The organism is Embleya sp. NPDC001921 (assembly GCF_053594475.1).
The window spans coordinates 86,412-102,975 of the sequence record NZ_JBSFEO010000020.1 but is presented as its reverse complement, the minus strand read 5'-3'; the positions used below and the strand labels follow the sequence as shown (position 1 = coordinate 102,975).

The window sequence follows — 16,564 nt, the reverse complement described above, 5'->3', positions numbered from 1 at the left end:
GATGTCAGCGCCGGTTCATGTCCGGATCACTACTTGACGGTGACCTCGGTGAAGACCGGGTTGCCGTACGGGTCGAACTGGACGTTGGAGACCTTGGTCGAGGAGCCGGCCTTGGTCACGTAGTACCACAGCGGGATGGACGGAACGTCCTTCGCCATCTGCTGCTCGGCCTGCTGCCAGAGCTTGACGCCGTCGTTCTGGTCCGGGGCGGCCATCGCGCGCTTGGCCAGGTCGTCGAACACCGGGCTGGAGTAGCCCGAGTCGTTGGAGCCGGCACCGGTCAGGTAGACGTCCGCGAGGAAGTTGTCCGGGAACGGGTAGTCCGCACGCCAGCCGGTGCGGTACGCGCCGGTCATCTTCTTGTCGGTGATGTCCTTGCGCGCCACGCTGAATTCGGGGTACAGCTTCGGCTCGCAGGCGCCCGGCTGCTTCAGCGACTCGTTGATGCTGTTGCAGACCGCGGTGACCCATTCCTTGTGCGGGCCGTCCGCGTTGGTGGCGATGGTCAGCTTGCCACCGGGGATGCCGCCGCCGGCCGTGACCAGCTCACGGGCCTTGGCCGGGTCGTACTTGGTCAGCTCGCCGGTGATGTCCTTGCTGTAACCCGGGATGTTCGGGGCCAGCCAGTCGGTCGCCGGCTGCTCGGCGCCCTTGTAGATCGCCTTGACGATGCTCGCCCGGTCGATCGCCATGGACAGGCCCTGACGGACCTTCTCCTTGCCCGGGGCGCCCCAGCCGGCGTCGTACAGCGGGAAGCCGATCTTCTGGATCGAGAACTGCGGGGCCTCGATCGCGCGCTCGCCCAGGTCCTTCTTGAAGCTGCCGACCGCCGCCGTCGGGATCTGGTCGATCACGTCGAGCTTGTTGTCGCGCAGCGCCGTGTAGGCGGCGTCGTACGTGGTGTACATCTCCAGACGCACACCGTTCGACTTCGGCTTGTCGTCACCGACGTACTTGTCGTACTTCTTCACGGTGATCGACTTCTTGTGGTTCCAGCCGCCGTTGGCGGTGTCGAGCTGGAACGGACCGTTGCCGATCGGCGCCTCGCCGTACTTCTTCGGGTCCTTGAAGAACTCCTGCGGCAGCGGCGAGTAGACCACGTAGCCGAGGCTCGCCTTGAAGGACGAGACGGCCTGGGTGAGCTTGATGGTGAACGTGTTGTCGTCCACCACCTTCAGGCCCGACATCTCCTTGGCCGTCGGCGCACCGTTCTCCGGGTGCACCGCGTCGTAGCCCTCGATCTTGGCGAACCAGCTCGAGTTGATCTGCTTGTTCTCGGAGTTGGCGCCCCAGTTCCAAGCGTCGACGAAGGACTTCGCCGTGACCGGCTCGCCGTTGTGGAAGGTCCACCCGGGCTTGAGCTTCACGGTGTAGTTCGTCGAGTCCGGGCTGTCCACCGACTGCGCCATGGCCGGCACGGGCTGGCCGGTCTTCGAGTCGTAGGTGTACAGACCGCGGAACATGAGCTGCAGCGGGTAGAACCCACCGGTCTCGTTCGAGTTCGCCGGCTGAATCAGGTTCTGCGGCTCGGTGCTGCTGGCGGAGTAGTAGCCGGCGGGGAGCCCGCTGCCGCCCTTGCTGCCCTTGTCGTCATCGCTGCTGCCACACGCAGTCGCGGCCAGGCCGAGAACGGCCATACCCACGACCCACTTCACGCGCGTTGTTCCGCGCATGGGTTGCCTCCTCATGGAATCACTACCGAAGTGAAGTGCAACGGGGCGTCCCATCCGGGAAGCGTCCGTCACAGCTGCTCGTAGAGTCGGCGCCCCCGAGCGCGTGACCAGGTTCCGAGCACAAGCGGATCCACTATCCGTCACCGATTGGCTGTGACCAATCCCCTGCAGGTTTCAGTTTGATCACGTAAATCTGTGATCAATCTCGAAACCCAGACATATGAGACCAGTAATGAAGCCGTATCAAACGGACACCATGTACCGCTGCCCGGAGCATACAGTCCGATGAACGAACACCCATACGACGCCCCTACCTCGTCTCACAAAGCGAGAAACGCTACTGAGCGTGACGACACTCGCTCGGCCGAGACGGCCTCCGCCGGCACGTGCGATCCGGTTCAACGCGCGTAGCTGACCTGCAGGAAAGCACGAAGAACGGGATGCCACCAAATCGGTGGCATCCCGTTCCGGAGTGCGATAGAGGGGCCGGGTCGTTACTCCGGGTCGGAGGTGATGCCCGCTTCCAGGGCCGCCTCGATCCGCTCCTCGGGCATCTCCTCCTCCGCCTTCGCGGTGGCCTCCAATGGTCCGGGGAAATGGCACGCGACGCGATGGCCCTGGAGCAGGGTCTCGATCCCGATCAACGGCGGTTCCTCGCTCGCGCACACGTCCTGCGCCTTGGGGCAGCGGGTTCGGAACCGGCACCCCGACGGCGGGTTGATCGGAGAGGGCATGTCCCCGAAGGCGTGCACCCGTGTCCGGTTCGAGCCCTTGTCCGGGTCCGCCTCCGGCACCGCGGCCAGCAGGGTGTGCGTGTACGGGTGGTGCGGGTTCGAGTACAGCGAGGTGCGGTCGGCGATCTCCACGATCTTGCCGAGGTACATCACCGCCACCCGCTGGGAGAAGTGCCGGACCACCGCGAGGTCGTGCGCGATGAACACGAACGCGATGCCCAGGTCCCGTTGCAGACCCTGGAGCAGGTTGATCACCTGCGCCTGGATCGACACGTCGAGCGCGGAGACCGGCTCGTCGGCCACGATCAGCCGCGGTTGCAGCGCGAGCGCGCGGGCAATGCCGATGCGCTGCCGCTGCCCGCCGGAGAACTCGTGCGGGAAGCGGTTGTAGTGCTCGGGGTTCAGGCCCACCCGCTCGAGGAGCTCCTGGACCCGCTTCTTTCGGCCACCTTCGGGGTCGATCCCGTTGACCTCCATCGGCGAGGCGATGATCGCGCCCACCGTCTGTCGCGGGTTCAGCGACGAGTAGGGGTCCTGGAAGATCATCTGGATCTCGGTGCGGATCGGCGCGATCTGCCGCCGGGTGGCGTGCGTGATGTCCTTGCCGTCGTAGTGGATCGTGCCGCCGGTGGGTTCGAGCAGCCGGCTGATCAGCCGGCCGGTCGTGGACTTGCCGCAGCCGGACTCGCCGACCAGGCCCACGCTCTCCCCCGCGGTGACCGACAGGTCGATCCCGTCGACCGCGCGGACGTGCAGCGTCTTGCGGCGGACCAGACCGCCCCCCTTGACGGGGAAGTACTTGACCAGGCCCCGCACGTCGAGCAGCGCCTCGCCGGGCGACGCGGGCGCGGGGTCCGGGGTCGGCGCCGGGGACTCGCTGATCGTCTCGGTCATCGTCGTTCTCCTGCTTTCTACCGTCGTCGGCCGGGCTTGGGCGGTCAGCCGAGCAGCGGGCGGACGTCGTCGATGAAGATCCGTTGCTTGTCCTCGGCGCTCAGGTGGCACGCGGCGCCGCGACCGTCCACCAGGGCGAGCGGCGGGCGCTCGGTCGAGCACCGGTCGCCGCCGACCGTGTCGACGTAGTCGCAGCGCGGGTGGAACGGGCATCCCGAGGGCGGGGACAACAGGCTCGGCGGAGTGCCGCGGACCGGCCGCAGCGGGATGCCGACGTCGCCCGAGAGATTGGGCATCGACGACAGCAGGCCCCACGTGTACGGGTGGCGGGGGTTCTTGAGCACCTCGCGCACGGTGCCCTTCTCGACGCTGCGGCCCGCGTACATCACGAGCACGTCGTGTGCCATCGACGCGATCACGCCCAGGTCGTGCGTGATGAACAGGATCGCGGTGCCGAACTCGTCCTGCAGGTCCCGCAGCAGATCGAGGATCTGCGCCTGGACCGTCACGTCGAGCGCGGTCGTCGGCTCGTCGGCGATCAGCAGGTCGGGGTCGCAGACCAGGGACATCGCGATCATCGCGCGCTGGCGCATGCCGCCGGAGAAGTGGTGCGGGTAGTCGTTCACCCGGGTCTTGGGGTTGGGGATGCCGACCCGGTCCAGCATCTCGATGGCCCGCGCGTGCGCGTCGTGTCGATTGGCGCCGGTGTGCCGGCGGTAGGACTCGGCGATCTGCTCGCCGACCGTGTAGAAGGGCGACAGCGCGGTCAGCGGGTCCTGGAAGATCATCGAGATCCGGCGCCCGCGCAGGTCGCGCAGCTTGCGCTCGGGCATCCGGACCAACTCGTGGCCGTCGAACCGGATCTCGCCGTGGATCTTCGTCCGCTCCCGGTTGTGCAGTCCCAGGATGGTCAGCGAGGAGACCGATTTGCCCGATCCGGATTCGCCGACGATGCCGAGCGTGCGGCCCTTCTCGACGTCGAAGGACAACCCGTCGACGGCCTTGACCACACCGTCTTCGGTGTTGAAGTGGACCTGCAGGTCCCGGACCGACAGGAACGCGTCGGGCCGGTCGCCGGAGGGGCTCGAATCCCGCTGCTTGACCAGGCTCGGAGTGCCGTCGGTGGTGTCGGTGCCGGCGGCCATGTCCTGCTCCCGGGCCTGTTCGTCGGGGACCGCGGCATCCGTGGATGCCGCGGGCGTGGTGGGCTTCGTGGATGCTTGGGATTCGGCGGGTCCGGTGGCCGCGCCGCGGCGGAGTCTCATCGCGGGCCGCCCGTCATGACAGCCGCACCCGGGGGTCGATGGCCGCGTAGGCCATGTCCACCGCGAGGTTGGCGAGCATCGTGAAGGTGGCCGCGACCATCACCACGCCCATCATCATCGGCAGGTCCGAGTCGACCACCGAGGTCACCGCGAGCATGCCGATGCCGTGCAGGCTGAAGGTGGACTCGGTGATGATCGTGCCGCTCATCAGGACGCCGATGTCCACGCCCAGGACGGTGACGATCGGGCTGAGCGCGCCGCGGAAGGCGTGTTTGAAGTAGACGCTGCGTCCGGACAGGCCCTTGGCCTTGAGTGTTCGGACGTAGTCCTCGGACAACACGTCGACCATGGTGGATCTGGTGAGGCGGCAGTACATCGCCATATGGATCGTCATCAGACAGATCCACGGCAGCAGCAGAGCGGATGCCCATCCTCCGGGATCACCGAAGAACGATGGGGGGTCCGTCGGTCGGTCGAGCCATCCGAGTTGCTGCACGAAGACGTAGATGAACAGCGGGCCCAGAACGTAGATCGGGGCGGAGCCACTGAGCAGTGCGACGCCGGTGGTCACCTTGTCCGTGGTCTTGCCGCGCTTGAGCGCGGCCAGCACGCCCATCCCGATGCCGATCGTGGTGCACAGCAGGATCGCGCCGATCGCGAGCGACAGGGTCACCGGGAAACGGTCGGACAACTTGTCGAAGACGTTCTCGTTGTTGGCGAACGAGTAGCCCAGGCAAGGCGCGTCGCACGCCTTGTCGCCGATGGTCCGGCCCGTGAAGATCCCCGAGATGAAGATCCAGAACTGTTCGATGAGGGGTTTGTCCAGGCCGAGGTTCTGCCGGACGACTTCGCGCATCTCCGGCGTGCAGTTGCGACCGCACGAAAGTCGTACGACGTCGTCGGCGCCGGAGGCCGCGAAGAAGAGATAGAAGGTGATGCCGCTGACGACGAGCAGGATCGCCACTACGCCGATCAGCCGACGGACCAGGAATCGAAGCATGAGGCCGGGCTTCCTCCGCGATGTGCCCAGGGGGTGGATCCGTCCCGCCGCGTCGGTCCGGGACCCCCGTCTCGGGGTCCCGGACCGAACGCTTCACCGTCGGATCAACCGGAAGAGGGGCTGACGGCTACTACTTGACGAAGACGTTGTGCAGGTCGATCGCACCGTGGATGTTCAGCCCGGCCCCACCGATCTGCGGGCCGTAGACGAGACGGTGCCGCTGGTACAGGTACGGGATCGTCGGCACGTCTTCCATGATCTTCTGGTCCAGCTTCATCCACTCGACCGCCTGCTGGTTCACGTCCGTGATCTTGAGGATCCGGTCGATCTCCGTGTTCACGCTCGGGTTGTTGTACTGCGAGTAGTTCTCGCCGTCGTCGACGACCTTGCGACCGTCGAAGACCGGGGTGTAGACGGTGGCGCCGGTCGGCCAGTCCGCGCCCCAGCCGGCCCAGTACAGGTCGCAGGGGGTGTCCAGCTTGCCGATGACGTCGTAGTACTCCTTGTCGGAGATCTCCTTGCGCTCCATCTGGAAGCCCGCCTTGTTCAGCGAGTCGATGATGGGCAGCGCGCGCTCCTGCTGGGTCTTGGACGTGGTGAAGCAGAAGACGACCTTCTGGCCGACCTTGCCCGCCGCTTCCAGCATCTGCTTGGCCTTGGCCTGGTCACCGTCCGGCGGCAGACCGTCGAACAGGCTCTTGTACGGCGCGAAGCCGAGCTGGGTCACCGAGGCGAGCGAGTTCGCGAAGTCGCCCGCGGTCGGGCCGCCTTCGGCCAGTCGGGCCGAGTTGCGCGGGAACGCGGTCAACATCGCCTTGCGCACGTTGACGTCGGTGATCCGCTTGTTGTTGATGTCCCAGCGGTTGGTGTACGGGCCCACGGCGTCGGTGACCCGGTTCTTCAGCGCCGGGTCGGTCGCGATCTGCTGCGCGAAGTTGGCGTCGGGGCGCTCGTTGAGGGTGAACGCGGCGGCGTCACTGCCGGACGCGGCGGTCAGCCGCTGGAACTGCTGCGGAGCCGCGACCCCGAGCTCGAACTTGAACTGGTCCACGTACTGGTGCCGGATCGCGTCGGTCGCCGGGTCCCAGTTCGTGTTCTTGTCCAGGATCAGGGCCTTGTCCGGCTCGTGCGTGGTGATCTTGTACGGACCGCTCGCGAACGGCTTGCGGTCGTTGTCGTCCTTGGTCTCCTTCGCCTTCGGCATCGGCGAGGAGGTGCCCATGGCGACCGCGAACGGGAAGTCGGGGTGCGCCTCGGTCAGCTTGAAGATGATCGTCTTCGCGTCCGGCACCTCGATCTTGTCCGGACCCAACTCCTTGCCGTTGAACGGGCCTTCGTACACCTCGAAGTAGTTCTCGGTGCCCGTGAGCCACTGCTGCACCCACTTGGGGCCCTGGTTGTAGGCCTTGTGGAAGGAGCGCTCCACCCCGTACTTGACGTCCGCCGCGACGATCGGCGTGCCGTCCTCGTACTTGAGGTTGTCCTTCAGGGTGAACTTCCAGGTCTTGCCACCGTCGGTGGTGGTGCCCGGGTCCGTGGCGAGGTCGCCGACGAGCGTGGTCTTGTCGCCCTCCTTCTTGTAGAAGGTCAGGCGCCGCGAGACCAGTTCGGAGATGGTCATCAGGTTGCTGACGTACGCGCGCTGGGGGTCCAGGTGCGCGAAGCCGCTGCGGTTGAGGACGCCGGCCACGCCACCCTTCTTGGCACCGGGGATCTCGGGAGCGGGCCCCTTCGAATCGGCGGCCGTGCCCACCGAGACGGCCGCGGTCTTGGCCTGCGGCTTGCCCTGCTCTTCCTTCTCGTCCCCGCCGCCGCTGCTGCACGCGGACGCCGAGACCGCGAGGGCCCCCACTGCGAGCAACGCGGCGAACCGGTGCTTCCCGGTCGTTGTCATGTAATCCCCTCATCAAGTGATCCGGGTTCACCCGGCTGGTGCCTTACGGCATGCAAGGAAGTGCCAGAAGCAGACGCGAAGGCCGTGACGGAACGCGGTTTATGCGCGTCGACCAGGGACGCGACCACGCCCCCTCATCGGTTGGCCTTGGGGTCCAACGCGTCGCGGACCGAGTCGCCGAAGAGGTTGAAGGCGAGCACGAAGATCACCATCGCGGCGGCCGGGAAGGCCATGTACGTGACGTCGCTCTGCATGTTCTCGAAGCCCTTGTGGATCATCCGGCCCCAGTCGGGGGTCGGCTCCGTCATGCCGACGCCGAGGAAGGAGAGCGCCGCCTCGGTGGTGACGTAGGTCGGCACCTCGATCGTCGCGACGATCAGGATCGGGGTCCACAGGTTGGGCAGCAGCTCGCGGAAGATGATCCGCCTGGAGCTCGCACCGCTGATCTTGGCGGCCTCGATGAACTCGCGCTCACGCATCGACAGCACCTGCCCGCGCAGGATGCGGGCGATCCGGCACCAGCCGAACAGCGACAGCACGATGATCAGCGCCGTGGCCCGCAGCCAGGTCGGCGTGGTCTCGCGGTCGCTCACGAACAGCGCGAGCGCGATCGGCGTGAAGGCGATGAAGAACAACTGCGAGGGCATCGCCAGGAGGGTGTCGATGACCCGACTGATCACGTAGTCGGTACGGCCACCGAGGTAGCCGGCCGTGATCCCCAGGATGGTGCCCATGATCGTGACGATCAGCACCACGATGACCGCGAGCAGCAGGGACGTCCGGATGCCGTAGACGAGCTGGGTCAGCACGTCCCGGCCCAGCGTCGGCTCGATGCCGAACCAGTACTCCCCGGACATGCCACCGTTGGGCGCGATCGGGAACCCGCGGGAGTTGAGCAGCCCGGGCTCGGTCTGGCCGTAACGCGTGTAAGGGTTCTTGCCGTACAGCTTCGAGATCAAGGGCGCGGCAAAAGCGATCACGAAAAAGAAAACCACTATGGCCGTCGAGACCATACCGATACGATCCTTGCGAAAGCGCCGCCACGCCAGTTGGCTCGGCGAGCGCCCGACGATCTCTTTCGGTACGGCGCCGACGCCCGTTTTGTCGAGCATCGCGCCGGGTTCCCCTGAAGCCGGGGGTCCGCCCGCTTCCGGGACCAGCTGGGGTTGCATGGTCATTGCCGCAAATACCCCCGAGGTGAGGTCGGGTTCGACCGAGTGCCGTTTGGTTTGGTGGCCGCACGGACTCTCGCAACCCAATTACCCGGACGTCAAGAGGCAGTCAGAGTAAACCTTGAAACGAAAAGTAATTAACATTTACGTTTCTTTGAAAGTTCGAAGTTGATCGATTGCTGATCGATTATTTCGCGCACATAGCCAACATAACGAATATAACCGGGCAAAGATATCGACTTGGTCTCAGCATGCGAAAAGCCGGTGACCTGCGGATTCGACCGCAGGTCACCGGCTCGTTTCGGGTCGCCGAGGGCGACCGTCAAACGATCAGCGCTTGGCGCGCGAGGCCGAGCGGCCACGCTCCTTCTGATCGAGAACGACCTTGCGGATGCGCACGGTCTCCGGGGTCACCTCGATGCACTCGTCCTCGCGGCAGAACTCGAGCGCCTGCTCCAGCGACAGCTTGCGCGGCGGGATCAGCTTCTCGGTCTCGTCGGAGGTCGACGAGCGCATGTTCGTGAGCTTCTTCTCCTTGGTGATGTTGACGTCCATGTCGTCGGCGCGCGAGTTCTCGCCGACGATCATGCCCTCGTACACCTCGGTGGTCGGCTCGACGAACATCTGGCCGCGCTCCTGCAGGTTCATCATCGCGAACGGCGTCGCGACACCCGCGCGGTCGGCGACCAGGGAGCCGTTGTTGCGGGTCCGGATCTCGCCGAACCACGGCTCGTAGCCCTCGTGCACGCTGTGCGCGATGCCGGTGCCCCGGGTGTCCGTGAGGAACTCGGTGCGGAAGCCGATCAGGCCACGCGCGGGCACCACGAACTCCATCCGGATCCAGCCGGTGCCGTGGTTGGTCATGGTCTCCATGCGGCCCTTGCGGGACGCCAGGAGCTGGGTGATCGCGCCGAGGTACTCCTCGGGCGAGTCGATGGTCAACCGCTCCACCGGCTCGTGGATCTTGCCGTTGACCTCGCGGGTGACCACCTGCGGCTTGCCGACGGTGAGCTCGAAGCCCTCCCGGCGCATGGTCTCCACCAGGATCGCCAGGGCGAGCTCGCCGCGGCCCTGGACCTCCCACGTGTCGGGACGCTCGGTGGGCAGCACGCGCAGCGACACGTTGCCGACCAGCTCGCGCTCCAGGCGGTCCTTCACCAGGCGCGCGGTGACCTTGTGGCCCTTGCCGCCCTTGCCGACCAGCGGCGAGGTGTTGGTACCGATGGTCATCGAGATCGCGGGCTCGTCCACCGTGATCAGCGGCAGCGGGCGCGGGTCCTCGGGGTCGGCGATGGTGTCGCCGATCATGATCTCCGGGATACCGGCGATCGCGATGATGTCGCCGGGACCGGCTTCCTCGGCGGGCTTGCGCTCGAGCTGGTCGGTCATCAGCAGCTCGGTGATCTTGACCCGCTCGATGGTGCCGTCGTGCCGGCACCACGCGGCCTGCTGGCCCTTGCGGATCGTGCCCTGGTGCACGCGGCACAGCGCGATCCGGCCGAGGAAGTTGGACGCGTCCAGGTTGGTCACATGTGCCTGGAGCGGCGCGCCCTCGTCGTACTCGGGGGCCGGGATGGAGTCCAGGATGGCCTGGAAGAACGGCTCCAGGCTGTCGCTGTCGGTGGGCACGGTGCCGTCGGTGGGACGCACCAGGGTGGCCACACCGTCCCGCGCGCACGCGTAGACGATGGGGAACTCGATCTGCTCCTCGGTCGCGTCCAGGTCCATGAACAGCTCGTAGGTCTCGTCGACGACCTCGGAGATGCGCGAGTCGGGACGGTCGACCTTGTTGATGCACAGGATGACCGGCATCTTCGCCGCGAGCGCCTTGCGGAGCACGAAGCGGGTCTGCGGAAGCGGGCCTTCCGAAGCGTCGACGAGCAGCACGACACCGTCCACCATCGACAGTCCGCGCTCCACCTCTCCGCCGAAGTCGGCGTGGCCGGGCGTGTCGATGATGTTGATGGTGACCGAGGGGCCACCGTCCTTGGGGTGATAGGCGACGGCGGTGTTCTTCGCGAGAATGGTGATGCCCTTCTCGCGCTCCAAGTCGTTGGAGTCCATCACCCGATCGTCCATCTGGTGGTGGGCACTGAACGTGCCCGCCTGCTTCAGCATGGCGTCGACGAGGGTGGTCTTGCCGTGGTCGACGTGGGCGACGATGGCGACGTTGCGGATGTCATGGCGCGTGGGCACGGCTGCGTGTCTCTCGGCTTCAGTCGGGGATGCTACGGACGGGCCGGCGACCGCGAGCCTCCTCAGCCGCGCGATAAGCGTCGCGCGAACCGGCCTGCCTCCTCGGCGCCAAGGTCAATCGTACGGGGAGGAGCGTCCCGCGCTCGGTCCCGGCGCCCGTCGACCGCCGTTCGAAGGCCCCACAGGGCAGAATCCGTAGGTGTGAGCGAGTCTGGCGAGTCCTTCAACGAGCGCATCCGCAAGCGGTGGTCCCGACGGGCCGCCGACCGGCAGGACGGGACCTTTGGCCCCGTTCCCTCCGATATGGGGGCCGGTGAGACGCCCCCACCGTCCGATCAGGGCACCCCGGCGGGGCGCGCCCGGCTGCTGTACGAGCGGGCCACCGAGGCGTATCGCGACGGTGATGTCGCAATGGTCGAACAATTGGCCGATCTGATTCCCGAGGGGCCCGAAAGTGAGCCCTATCGCACTTTCGCCCGGGTCCAGGCGCTCGAGGCGCACGCCGACGACGCCGCCGCGGCGGCCGTCGCCCGGGCCTACCTGGACCGGATCGGACCGAGCCACCCGGCCTGGGACACCGCCCGCGCGCTGTTCGGCGAGGTGATGGTGCAGGCGCTGATCATGGGCACGGTGCCGCTCGCGGACAACCTGGCCGCCGCCGAGGAGGCGCTGCGCAAACCCGGTGATTCCTATACGCACCCCTCCGGAGCGACCATCCGGCTCGAATCCGAGGACGACGAACCGCTGCTGATGGTGTTGCACGGAAACGCGCCGAAGGCGGTACGGGCCGCCAAACGCCTGGTGGCCACCGAAAAGCGTTCGTCCCGCGCCGGGCACGCCGACGCGTTGTGCACTTTCGCGCTGTGCGTGTGCGCCGAGGGCGACATCGTCGCCGCGCGCGAGGCGCTCGCCGAAGCGGAACGCATTCTTCCCGGCCGGCCGCGAATCGGCGCGACCCGGGCCCGGGTGGAATCCAGTCCGGCGGCGACGATGCGCATCGAGGATCGTTAAGCCTCGCGAAGATCGTTAAACCTCGACTTTTCCGCGCGCCGCCGAGACCCTCGAACCCCGTTCGTCCTGATCACCGGAATTCGATCTTGTTCCTCGAAGATCGAATTCCGGTGATCTTTTTGTCGTCGATCATGTTTTCCCGATCTGTGATGCATCAGATCCTCGAAACACTTTCCATCGATTGATCGTTCGCGCCAGACTGCCGACGATCCCACCTCGGGAATCAATGGCAAGTCCGCAACACCATCCCCATCCCCCGGCCCCCGACGACGTGGCGCCGGAAAAGCAGGAGGTGAGCGCGATCTTGACGAATCGGGCGCAGGAGGACCTGGCTCTGGCCAGGCGCAGGCTCGACGATCTGGCACGCGCGGTGCGCGCTCTGCGCCGCACGCTCGGCGACACGTACGGCGTCCGCAGACTCGGCGACGACGTGGAACGGGCGCGGAGCAGTCTCGGCTTCCTGGCCGAGACCGTCGCCGAGAGCGAACCGGCGGTCGTTCCCGTCCCGACGCCGACCGAAGTGATGTCCGACCTGCCTTACGACCCGGTCCTCTTCGCGGACGCGGACGACGAAGGCGTGGGTGGCATGCGACCGCCCCGCCGCACAGGAAGGTGACGTCTTGGCTACAGGGACGACGGGACCCGCCGGCGGTACCGGCACCAACGCGCCCGGCCGGGCACAGATCCAGGCCCGGCATCTGCGCACGGACCGCTGGTGGCTCTCGCCCGCGGTGACGGTGTCCATCCTGTCCGCGTTCATCGTCTATTCGACCTGGCGCGCGTTCGCGAACGACGACTACTTCGCCGAGCCGTACGTGTCGCCGTTCTACTCGCCGTGTCTGGCGTCCAAGTGCGACAGCATGCCGATGAGCGCGAACGCGCCGCTGTTCGGCGACTGGTGGGGCCTGTCCCCCGCGCTGCTGATCCTGATCTTCCCGCTGGGCTTCCGGCTGACCTGCTACTACTACCGCAAGGCCTACTACCGGGGCTTCTGGGCGTCGCCGTCGGCGTGCGCGGTCCCCGAGCCGCGCGGCTCGTACTCGGGTGAGACCCGGTTCCCGCTGATCGTGCAGAACGTCCACCGCTACTTCTTCTGGTTCGCCACGATCGTGGCGGTGATCCTGTCCTGGGACGTGCTGATCGCGTTCCGCGACGAGCACGGCGCCTGGGGGCACATGGGGCTCGGCACGCTGGTGCTGCTCGCCAACGTGCTGCTGATCTGGGCGTACACGCTGTCCTGCCACTCGTGCCGGCACATCGTCGGCGGCAAGCTCAAGCACTTCTCCAAGCACCCGGTGCGCTACCGCCTGTGGGGCTTCGTCAGCAGGCTCAACGGCCGGCACATGGAACTCGCGTGGGCCTCGCTGTTCAGCGTCGCGCTGGCCGATCTGTACGTGTACCTGATCGCGAGCGGCGCCTTCGACGACCCCCGCTTCTTCTGAGCGCGCCCGCTCCGAGCGCGCTCGCTCAAGCTTCGCCGGTTCGAGCGCGCCTGTTCCGAGTTCGCCCGCCTCGCGCGGCGACTCACCCCCGTGGAAACGCTCCCGAGCCCAAGCACCACCGGAAACACCCCGGCCCAGCCCAGTACAGGAGTGGCACTCGTGTCCGAAGTGGAACGTCATTCGTACGACGTGGTCGTGATCGGCGCGGGCGGCGCCGGGTTGCGGGCCGCGATCGAGGCCCGGATGCGCGGCCTGCGCACCGCCGTCGTCTGCAAGTCGCTGTTCGGCAAGGCCCATACCGTGATGGCCGAGGGCGGGATCGCCGCCTCGATGGGCAACGTCAACTCGCAGGACAGTTGGAAGGTGCACTTCCGCGACACGATGCGCGGCGGCAAGTTCCTCAACCACTGGCGGATGGCCGAACTGCACGCGAAGGAAGCCCCGGACCGCGTCTGGGAGTTGGAGTCCTGGGGCGCGCTGTTCGACCGCACCGCGGACGGCCGGATCAGTCAGCGCAACTTCGGCGGCCACGAGTATCCGCGGCTGGCGCACGTCGGCGACCGCACCGGCCTGGAGCTGATCCGCACCCTCCAGCAGCAGATCGTCGCCCTGCAACAGCAGGACGAGCGCGAGTTCGGGGATCCCGAGGCACGGCTGAAGGTCTTTCAGGAGTGCACGATCACCCGCCTGTTGACCGTCCCGGACGCGGGTTCCGAGACCGGCAACCGGATCACCGGCGCGTTCGGCTACTGGCGCGAGTCGGGCCGCTTCACGGTGTTCGACGCGCCGGCCGTCGTACTGGCCACCGGCGGGATCGGCAAGGGCTTCAAGGTGACCTCGAACTCGTGGGAGTACACGGGGGACGGGCAGGCCCTCGCGTTGCTCGCGGGCGCGCCGCTGATCAACATGGAGTTCGTCCAGTTCCACCCGACCGGCATGGTCTGGCCGCCGTCGGTGAAGGGGATCCTGGTCACCGAGTCGGTGCGCGGGGACGGCGGAGTGCTGCTCAACTCCGAGGGCAGGCGCTTCATGTTCGACTACATCCCGGACGTGTTCAAGGAGAAGTACGCCAAGTCCGAGGCCGAGGGCGACCGTTGGTACAACGACCAGGAGAACAACAAGCGCCCGCCCGAGCTGCTGCCCCGGGACGAGGTCGCCCGTGCGATCAACTCCGAGGTCAAGGCGGGCCGGGGGTCGCCGCACGGCGGGGTGTTCCTGACCGTGGTCGGCCGGATGGCGGGCGGTACCGAGGAGATCCGCCGCAAACTCCCCTCGATGTACCACCAGTTCAAGGAGCTGGCCGACGTCGACATCACCGCCGAGGCGATGGAGGTCGGACCCACCTGCCACTACGTGATGGGCGGGATCGCGGTGGATCCCGACACCGCCGCGACGCCGGGCGTGCTCGGCCTGTACGCGGCCGGTGAGGTCGCCGGCGGCATGCACGGCAGCAATCGGCTCGGCGGGAACTCGCTGTCCGACCTGCTGGTGTTCGGCCGTCGGGCGGGCGAGCACGCGGCGCGCTACGCCGAGGAGATCGGCGAGGCGCGGCGCGAGGCCGACCCGGAGCAGATCGACGCGGCCGCCGCCGAGGCGCTCGCGCCGTTCGCCGTGGAGAGCGCGGAGAACCCGTACACGGTCCACCAGGAGCTCCAGCAGACCATGAACGACCTGGTCGGCATCATCCGCAAAGAGGGCGAGATGAGCGAGGCGCTGACCCGCCTGGAGGAGCTCAAGGCGCGCGCGGCCAAGGCGGGCGTGGAGGGCCACCGGCAGTACAACCCGGGCTGGCACCTGGCCCTGGACCTGCGGAACATGCTGCTGGTCTGCGAGTGCGTGGCGCGCTCGGCACTGGAACGCCAGGAGAGCCGCGGCGGGCACACCCGCGACGACTTCCCCGGGATGTCCGCGCAGTGGCGTCGGGTGGTGCTCGCGTGCTCGATCGTCGACCCGGACGCGGAGCACCTGTCCGTGGCCCTGACCCGGAGCGAGGCCGTACCGATGCGTGCCGACCTGCTCGAACTCTTCGAGCGCGACGAGCTGAAGAAGTACCTGACCGACGCGGAACTTCCCGGGGAGGACGGCTGATGTCCTACAAGGCGGACTTTCGGATCTGGCGCGGCGACGAGGCCGGCGGCGAGCTGTGCGACTTCAAGGTCGAGGTGAACGAGGGCGAGGTGGTCCTCGACATCATCCATCGCCTGCAGGCCACCCAGGCGCCGGACCTGGCGGTGCGGTGGAACTGCAAGGCGGGCAAGTGCGGTTCGTGCAGCGCCGAGATCAACGGCCGGCCCCGGCTGTTGTGCATGACGCGGATGAGCACGTTCACGCCGGAGGAGGTGGTCACGGTCACCCCGATGCGCACGTTCCCGGTGATCCGCGACCTGGTCACCGACGTGTCGTTCAACTACGCCAAGGCCCGGCAGGTGCCCTCGTTCACGCCGCCGGCGGGCCTGGAACCGGGCGAGTACCGGATGCAGCAGGTCGACGTCGAGCGCTCGCAGGAGTTCCGCAAGTGCATCGAGTGCTTCCTGTGCCAGAACACCTGCCACGTCATCCGTGACTTCGAGGACAACAAGGCCGCCTTCTCCGGCCCGCGCTTCCTGATGCGGATCGCCGAGCTGGACATGCACCCCCTGGACGTCGCGGACCGGCAGAAGGCCGCCCAGGAGGAGCACGGCCTGGGTCTGTGCAACATCACCAAGTGTTGTACGGACGTGTGTCCGGAGAACATCCACATCACCGACAACGCGCTGATTCCGATGAAGGAGCGCGTGGCGGACCGCAAGTACGACCCACTGGTCTGGCTGGGCAACAAGATCCGGCGGCGGGGGTCCGGGGACTGACGGAGGGCGGCTCTCGGCTCGAATCGGGTCGGGGGCCGCTCGCCGGCCGAAGAGCCGCGGTCGGGGCCGCCGGTCAGGCGGGCCGACCGGAAATCGTCGGTCGGCTCGGCGCCGGGGCGCTCGAAGCGGTACTCAAGGCCGTGCGCAGGGCGTCGGCCAACGCATCCATCCGCTCGGCCGCGACCCGCTCGCCCTCCGGACGCCCGAGCATCGCGAACGCGCCCGGCCCGCGCAGCTCCGGCGCCGGGTCGGGCGGTCGTGGCACGATGTGGAAGTGCACGTGCGCGAACCCCTCGCGCTCGGCGAACTGCGCCACATAGGTCTTCGTACAGCCGGTCACCTCGCGCATATACCCGCGCGAGCGCGACCTGCCAGGTCCCGAGCGCACCCGCCTCGGCCTCGGTCAACTCCACGATCGACTCGACGTGCCGTCGAGG

Annotated in this window: 13 protein-coding genes; 5 read left to right on the top strand and 8 right to left on the bottom strand. The window is 67.3% G+C overall.

Annotated elements, in window-relative coordinates; all coding sequences use genetic code 11:
• Positions 1 to 29: 29 nt before the first annotated feature.
• The 7 genes from ACWCPW_RS23665 to typA form a co-directional block, all read right to left on the bottom strand.
• Positions 30 to 1,673, bottom strand: a complete 1,644-nt coding sequence (locus ACWCPW_RS23665; RefSeq protein ID WP_449763599.1) for a peptide ABC transporter substrate-binding protein — start codon at positions 1,671 to 1,673, stop codon at positions 30 to 32.
• A 494-nt stretch (positions 1,674 to 2,167) separates the two neighbouring features.
• A complete protein-coding gene (locus ACWCPW_RS23660) occupies positions 2,168 to 3,301 on the bottom strand; it encodes an ABC transporter ATP-binding protein (RefSeq protein WP_449763598.1) in 1,134 nt (377 codons plus the stop codon).
• Between the two features lie 44 nt (positions 3,302 to 3,345).
• Positions 3,346 to 4,446 (bottom strand): ABC transporter ATP-binding protein, encoded by a 1,101-nt coding sequence (locus tag ACWCPW_RS23655; RefSeq protein ID WP_449763662.1) that lies wholly within the window; start codon positions 4,444 to 4,446, stop codon positions 3,346 to 3,348.
• Positions 4,447 to 4,579: 133 nt separating this feature from the next.
• On the bottom strand, positions 4,580 to 5,566 hold the full coding sequence (locus tag ACWCPW_RS23650) for an ABC transporter permease (RefSeq protein WP_395870459.1): 987 nt from the start codon (positions 5,564 to 5,566) through the stop codon (positions 4,580 to 4,582).
• 130 nt (positions 5,567 to 5,696) lie between these two features.
• The gene (locus ACWCPW_RS23645; protein WP_449763597.1) at positions 5,697 to 7,460 is read right to left on the bottom strand and encodes an ABC transporter substrate-binding protein; all 1,764 of its coding nucleotides are present in this window, start codon (positions 7,458 to 7,460) and stop codon (positions 5,697 to 5,699) included.
• A 134-nt stretch (positions 7,461 to 7,594) separates the two neighbouring features.
• Positions 7,595 to 8,638 carry an ABC transporter permease gene (locus ACWCPW_RS23640; RefSeq protein WP_395870455.1) on the bottom strand — a complete coding sequence of 348 codons (1,044 nt, stop codon included), beginning with the start codon at positions 8,636 to 8,638 and terminating at the stop codon, positions 7,595 to 7,597.
• Positions 8,639 to 8,962: 324 nt separating this feature from the next.
• Entirely contained in the window at positions 8,963 to 10,828 is a 1,866-nt protein-coding gene (gene typA / locus ACWCPW_RS23635; protein ID WP_449763596.1) for a translational GTPase TypA, read from the bottom strand.
• A gap of 201 nt (positions 10,829 to 11,029) precedes the next feature.
• Here typA and ACWCPW_RS23630 point away from each other — a divergent pair, with 201 nt between their 5' ends.
• The 5 genes from ACWCPW_RS23630 to ACWCPW_RS23610 all read left to right on the top strand — a co-directional run bounded on the left by ACWCPW_RS23630 (position 11,030) and on the right by ACWCPW_RS23610 (position 16,127).
• Positions 11,030 to 11,839, top strand: a complete 810-nt coding sequence (locus ACWCPW_RS23630; protein ID WP_449763595.1) for a hypothetical protein — start codon at positions 11,030 to 11,032, stop codon at positions 11,837 to 11,839.
• 292 nt (positions 11,840 to 12,131) lie between these two features.
• Entirely contained in the window at positions 12,132 to 12,455 is a 324-nt protein-coding gene (locus tag ACWCPW_RS23625) for a hypothetical protein (RefSeq protein WP_449763594.1), read from the top strand.
• A 4-nt stretch (positions 12,456 to 12,459) separates the two neighbouring features.
• Positions 12,460 to 13,281 carry a hypothetical protein gene (locus ACWCPW_RS23620; protein ID WP_449763593.1) on the top strand — a complete coding sequence of 274 codons (822 nt, stop codon included), beginning with the start codon at positions 12,460 to 12,462 and terminating at the stop codon, positions 13,279 to 13,281.
• Between the two features lie 159 nt (positions 13,282 to 13,440).
• Positions 13,441 to 15,369, top strand: a complete 1,929-nt coding sequence (locus ACWCPW_RS23615) for a fumarate reductase/succinate dehydrogenase flavoprotein subunit (protein WP_449763592.1) — start codon at positions 13,441 to 13,443, stop codon at positions 15,367 to 15,369.
• Positions 15,369 to 16,127 carry a succinate dehydrogenase/fumarate reductase iron-sulfur subunit gene (locus ACWCPW_RS23610; protein WP_449763591.1) on the top strand — a complete coding sequence of 253 codons (759 nt, stop codon included), beginning with the start codon at positions 15,369 to 15,371 and terminating at the stop codon, positions 16,125 to 16,127. Before ACWCPW_RS23615 ends, ACWCPW_RS23610 begins: the two co-directional genes overlap by 1 nt.
• A gap of 73 nt (positions 16,128 to 16,200) precedes the next feature.
• Here the strand turns inward: ACWCPW_RS23610 and ACWCPW_RS23605 are convergent, their stop codons facing one another.
• A complete protein-coding gene (locus tag ACWCPW_RS23605; RefSeq protein ID WP_449763590.1) occupies positions 16,201 to 16,467 on the bottom strand; it encodes a hypothetical protein in 267 nt (88 codons plus the stop codon).
• Positions 16,468 to 16,564: the final 97 nt, after the last annotated feature.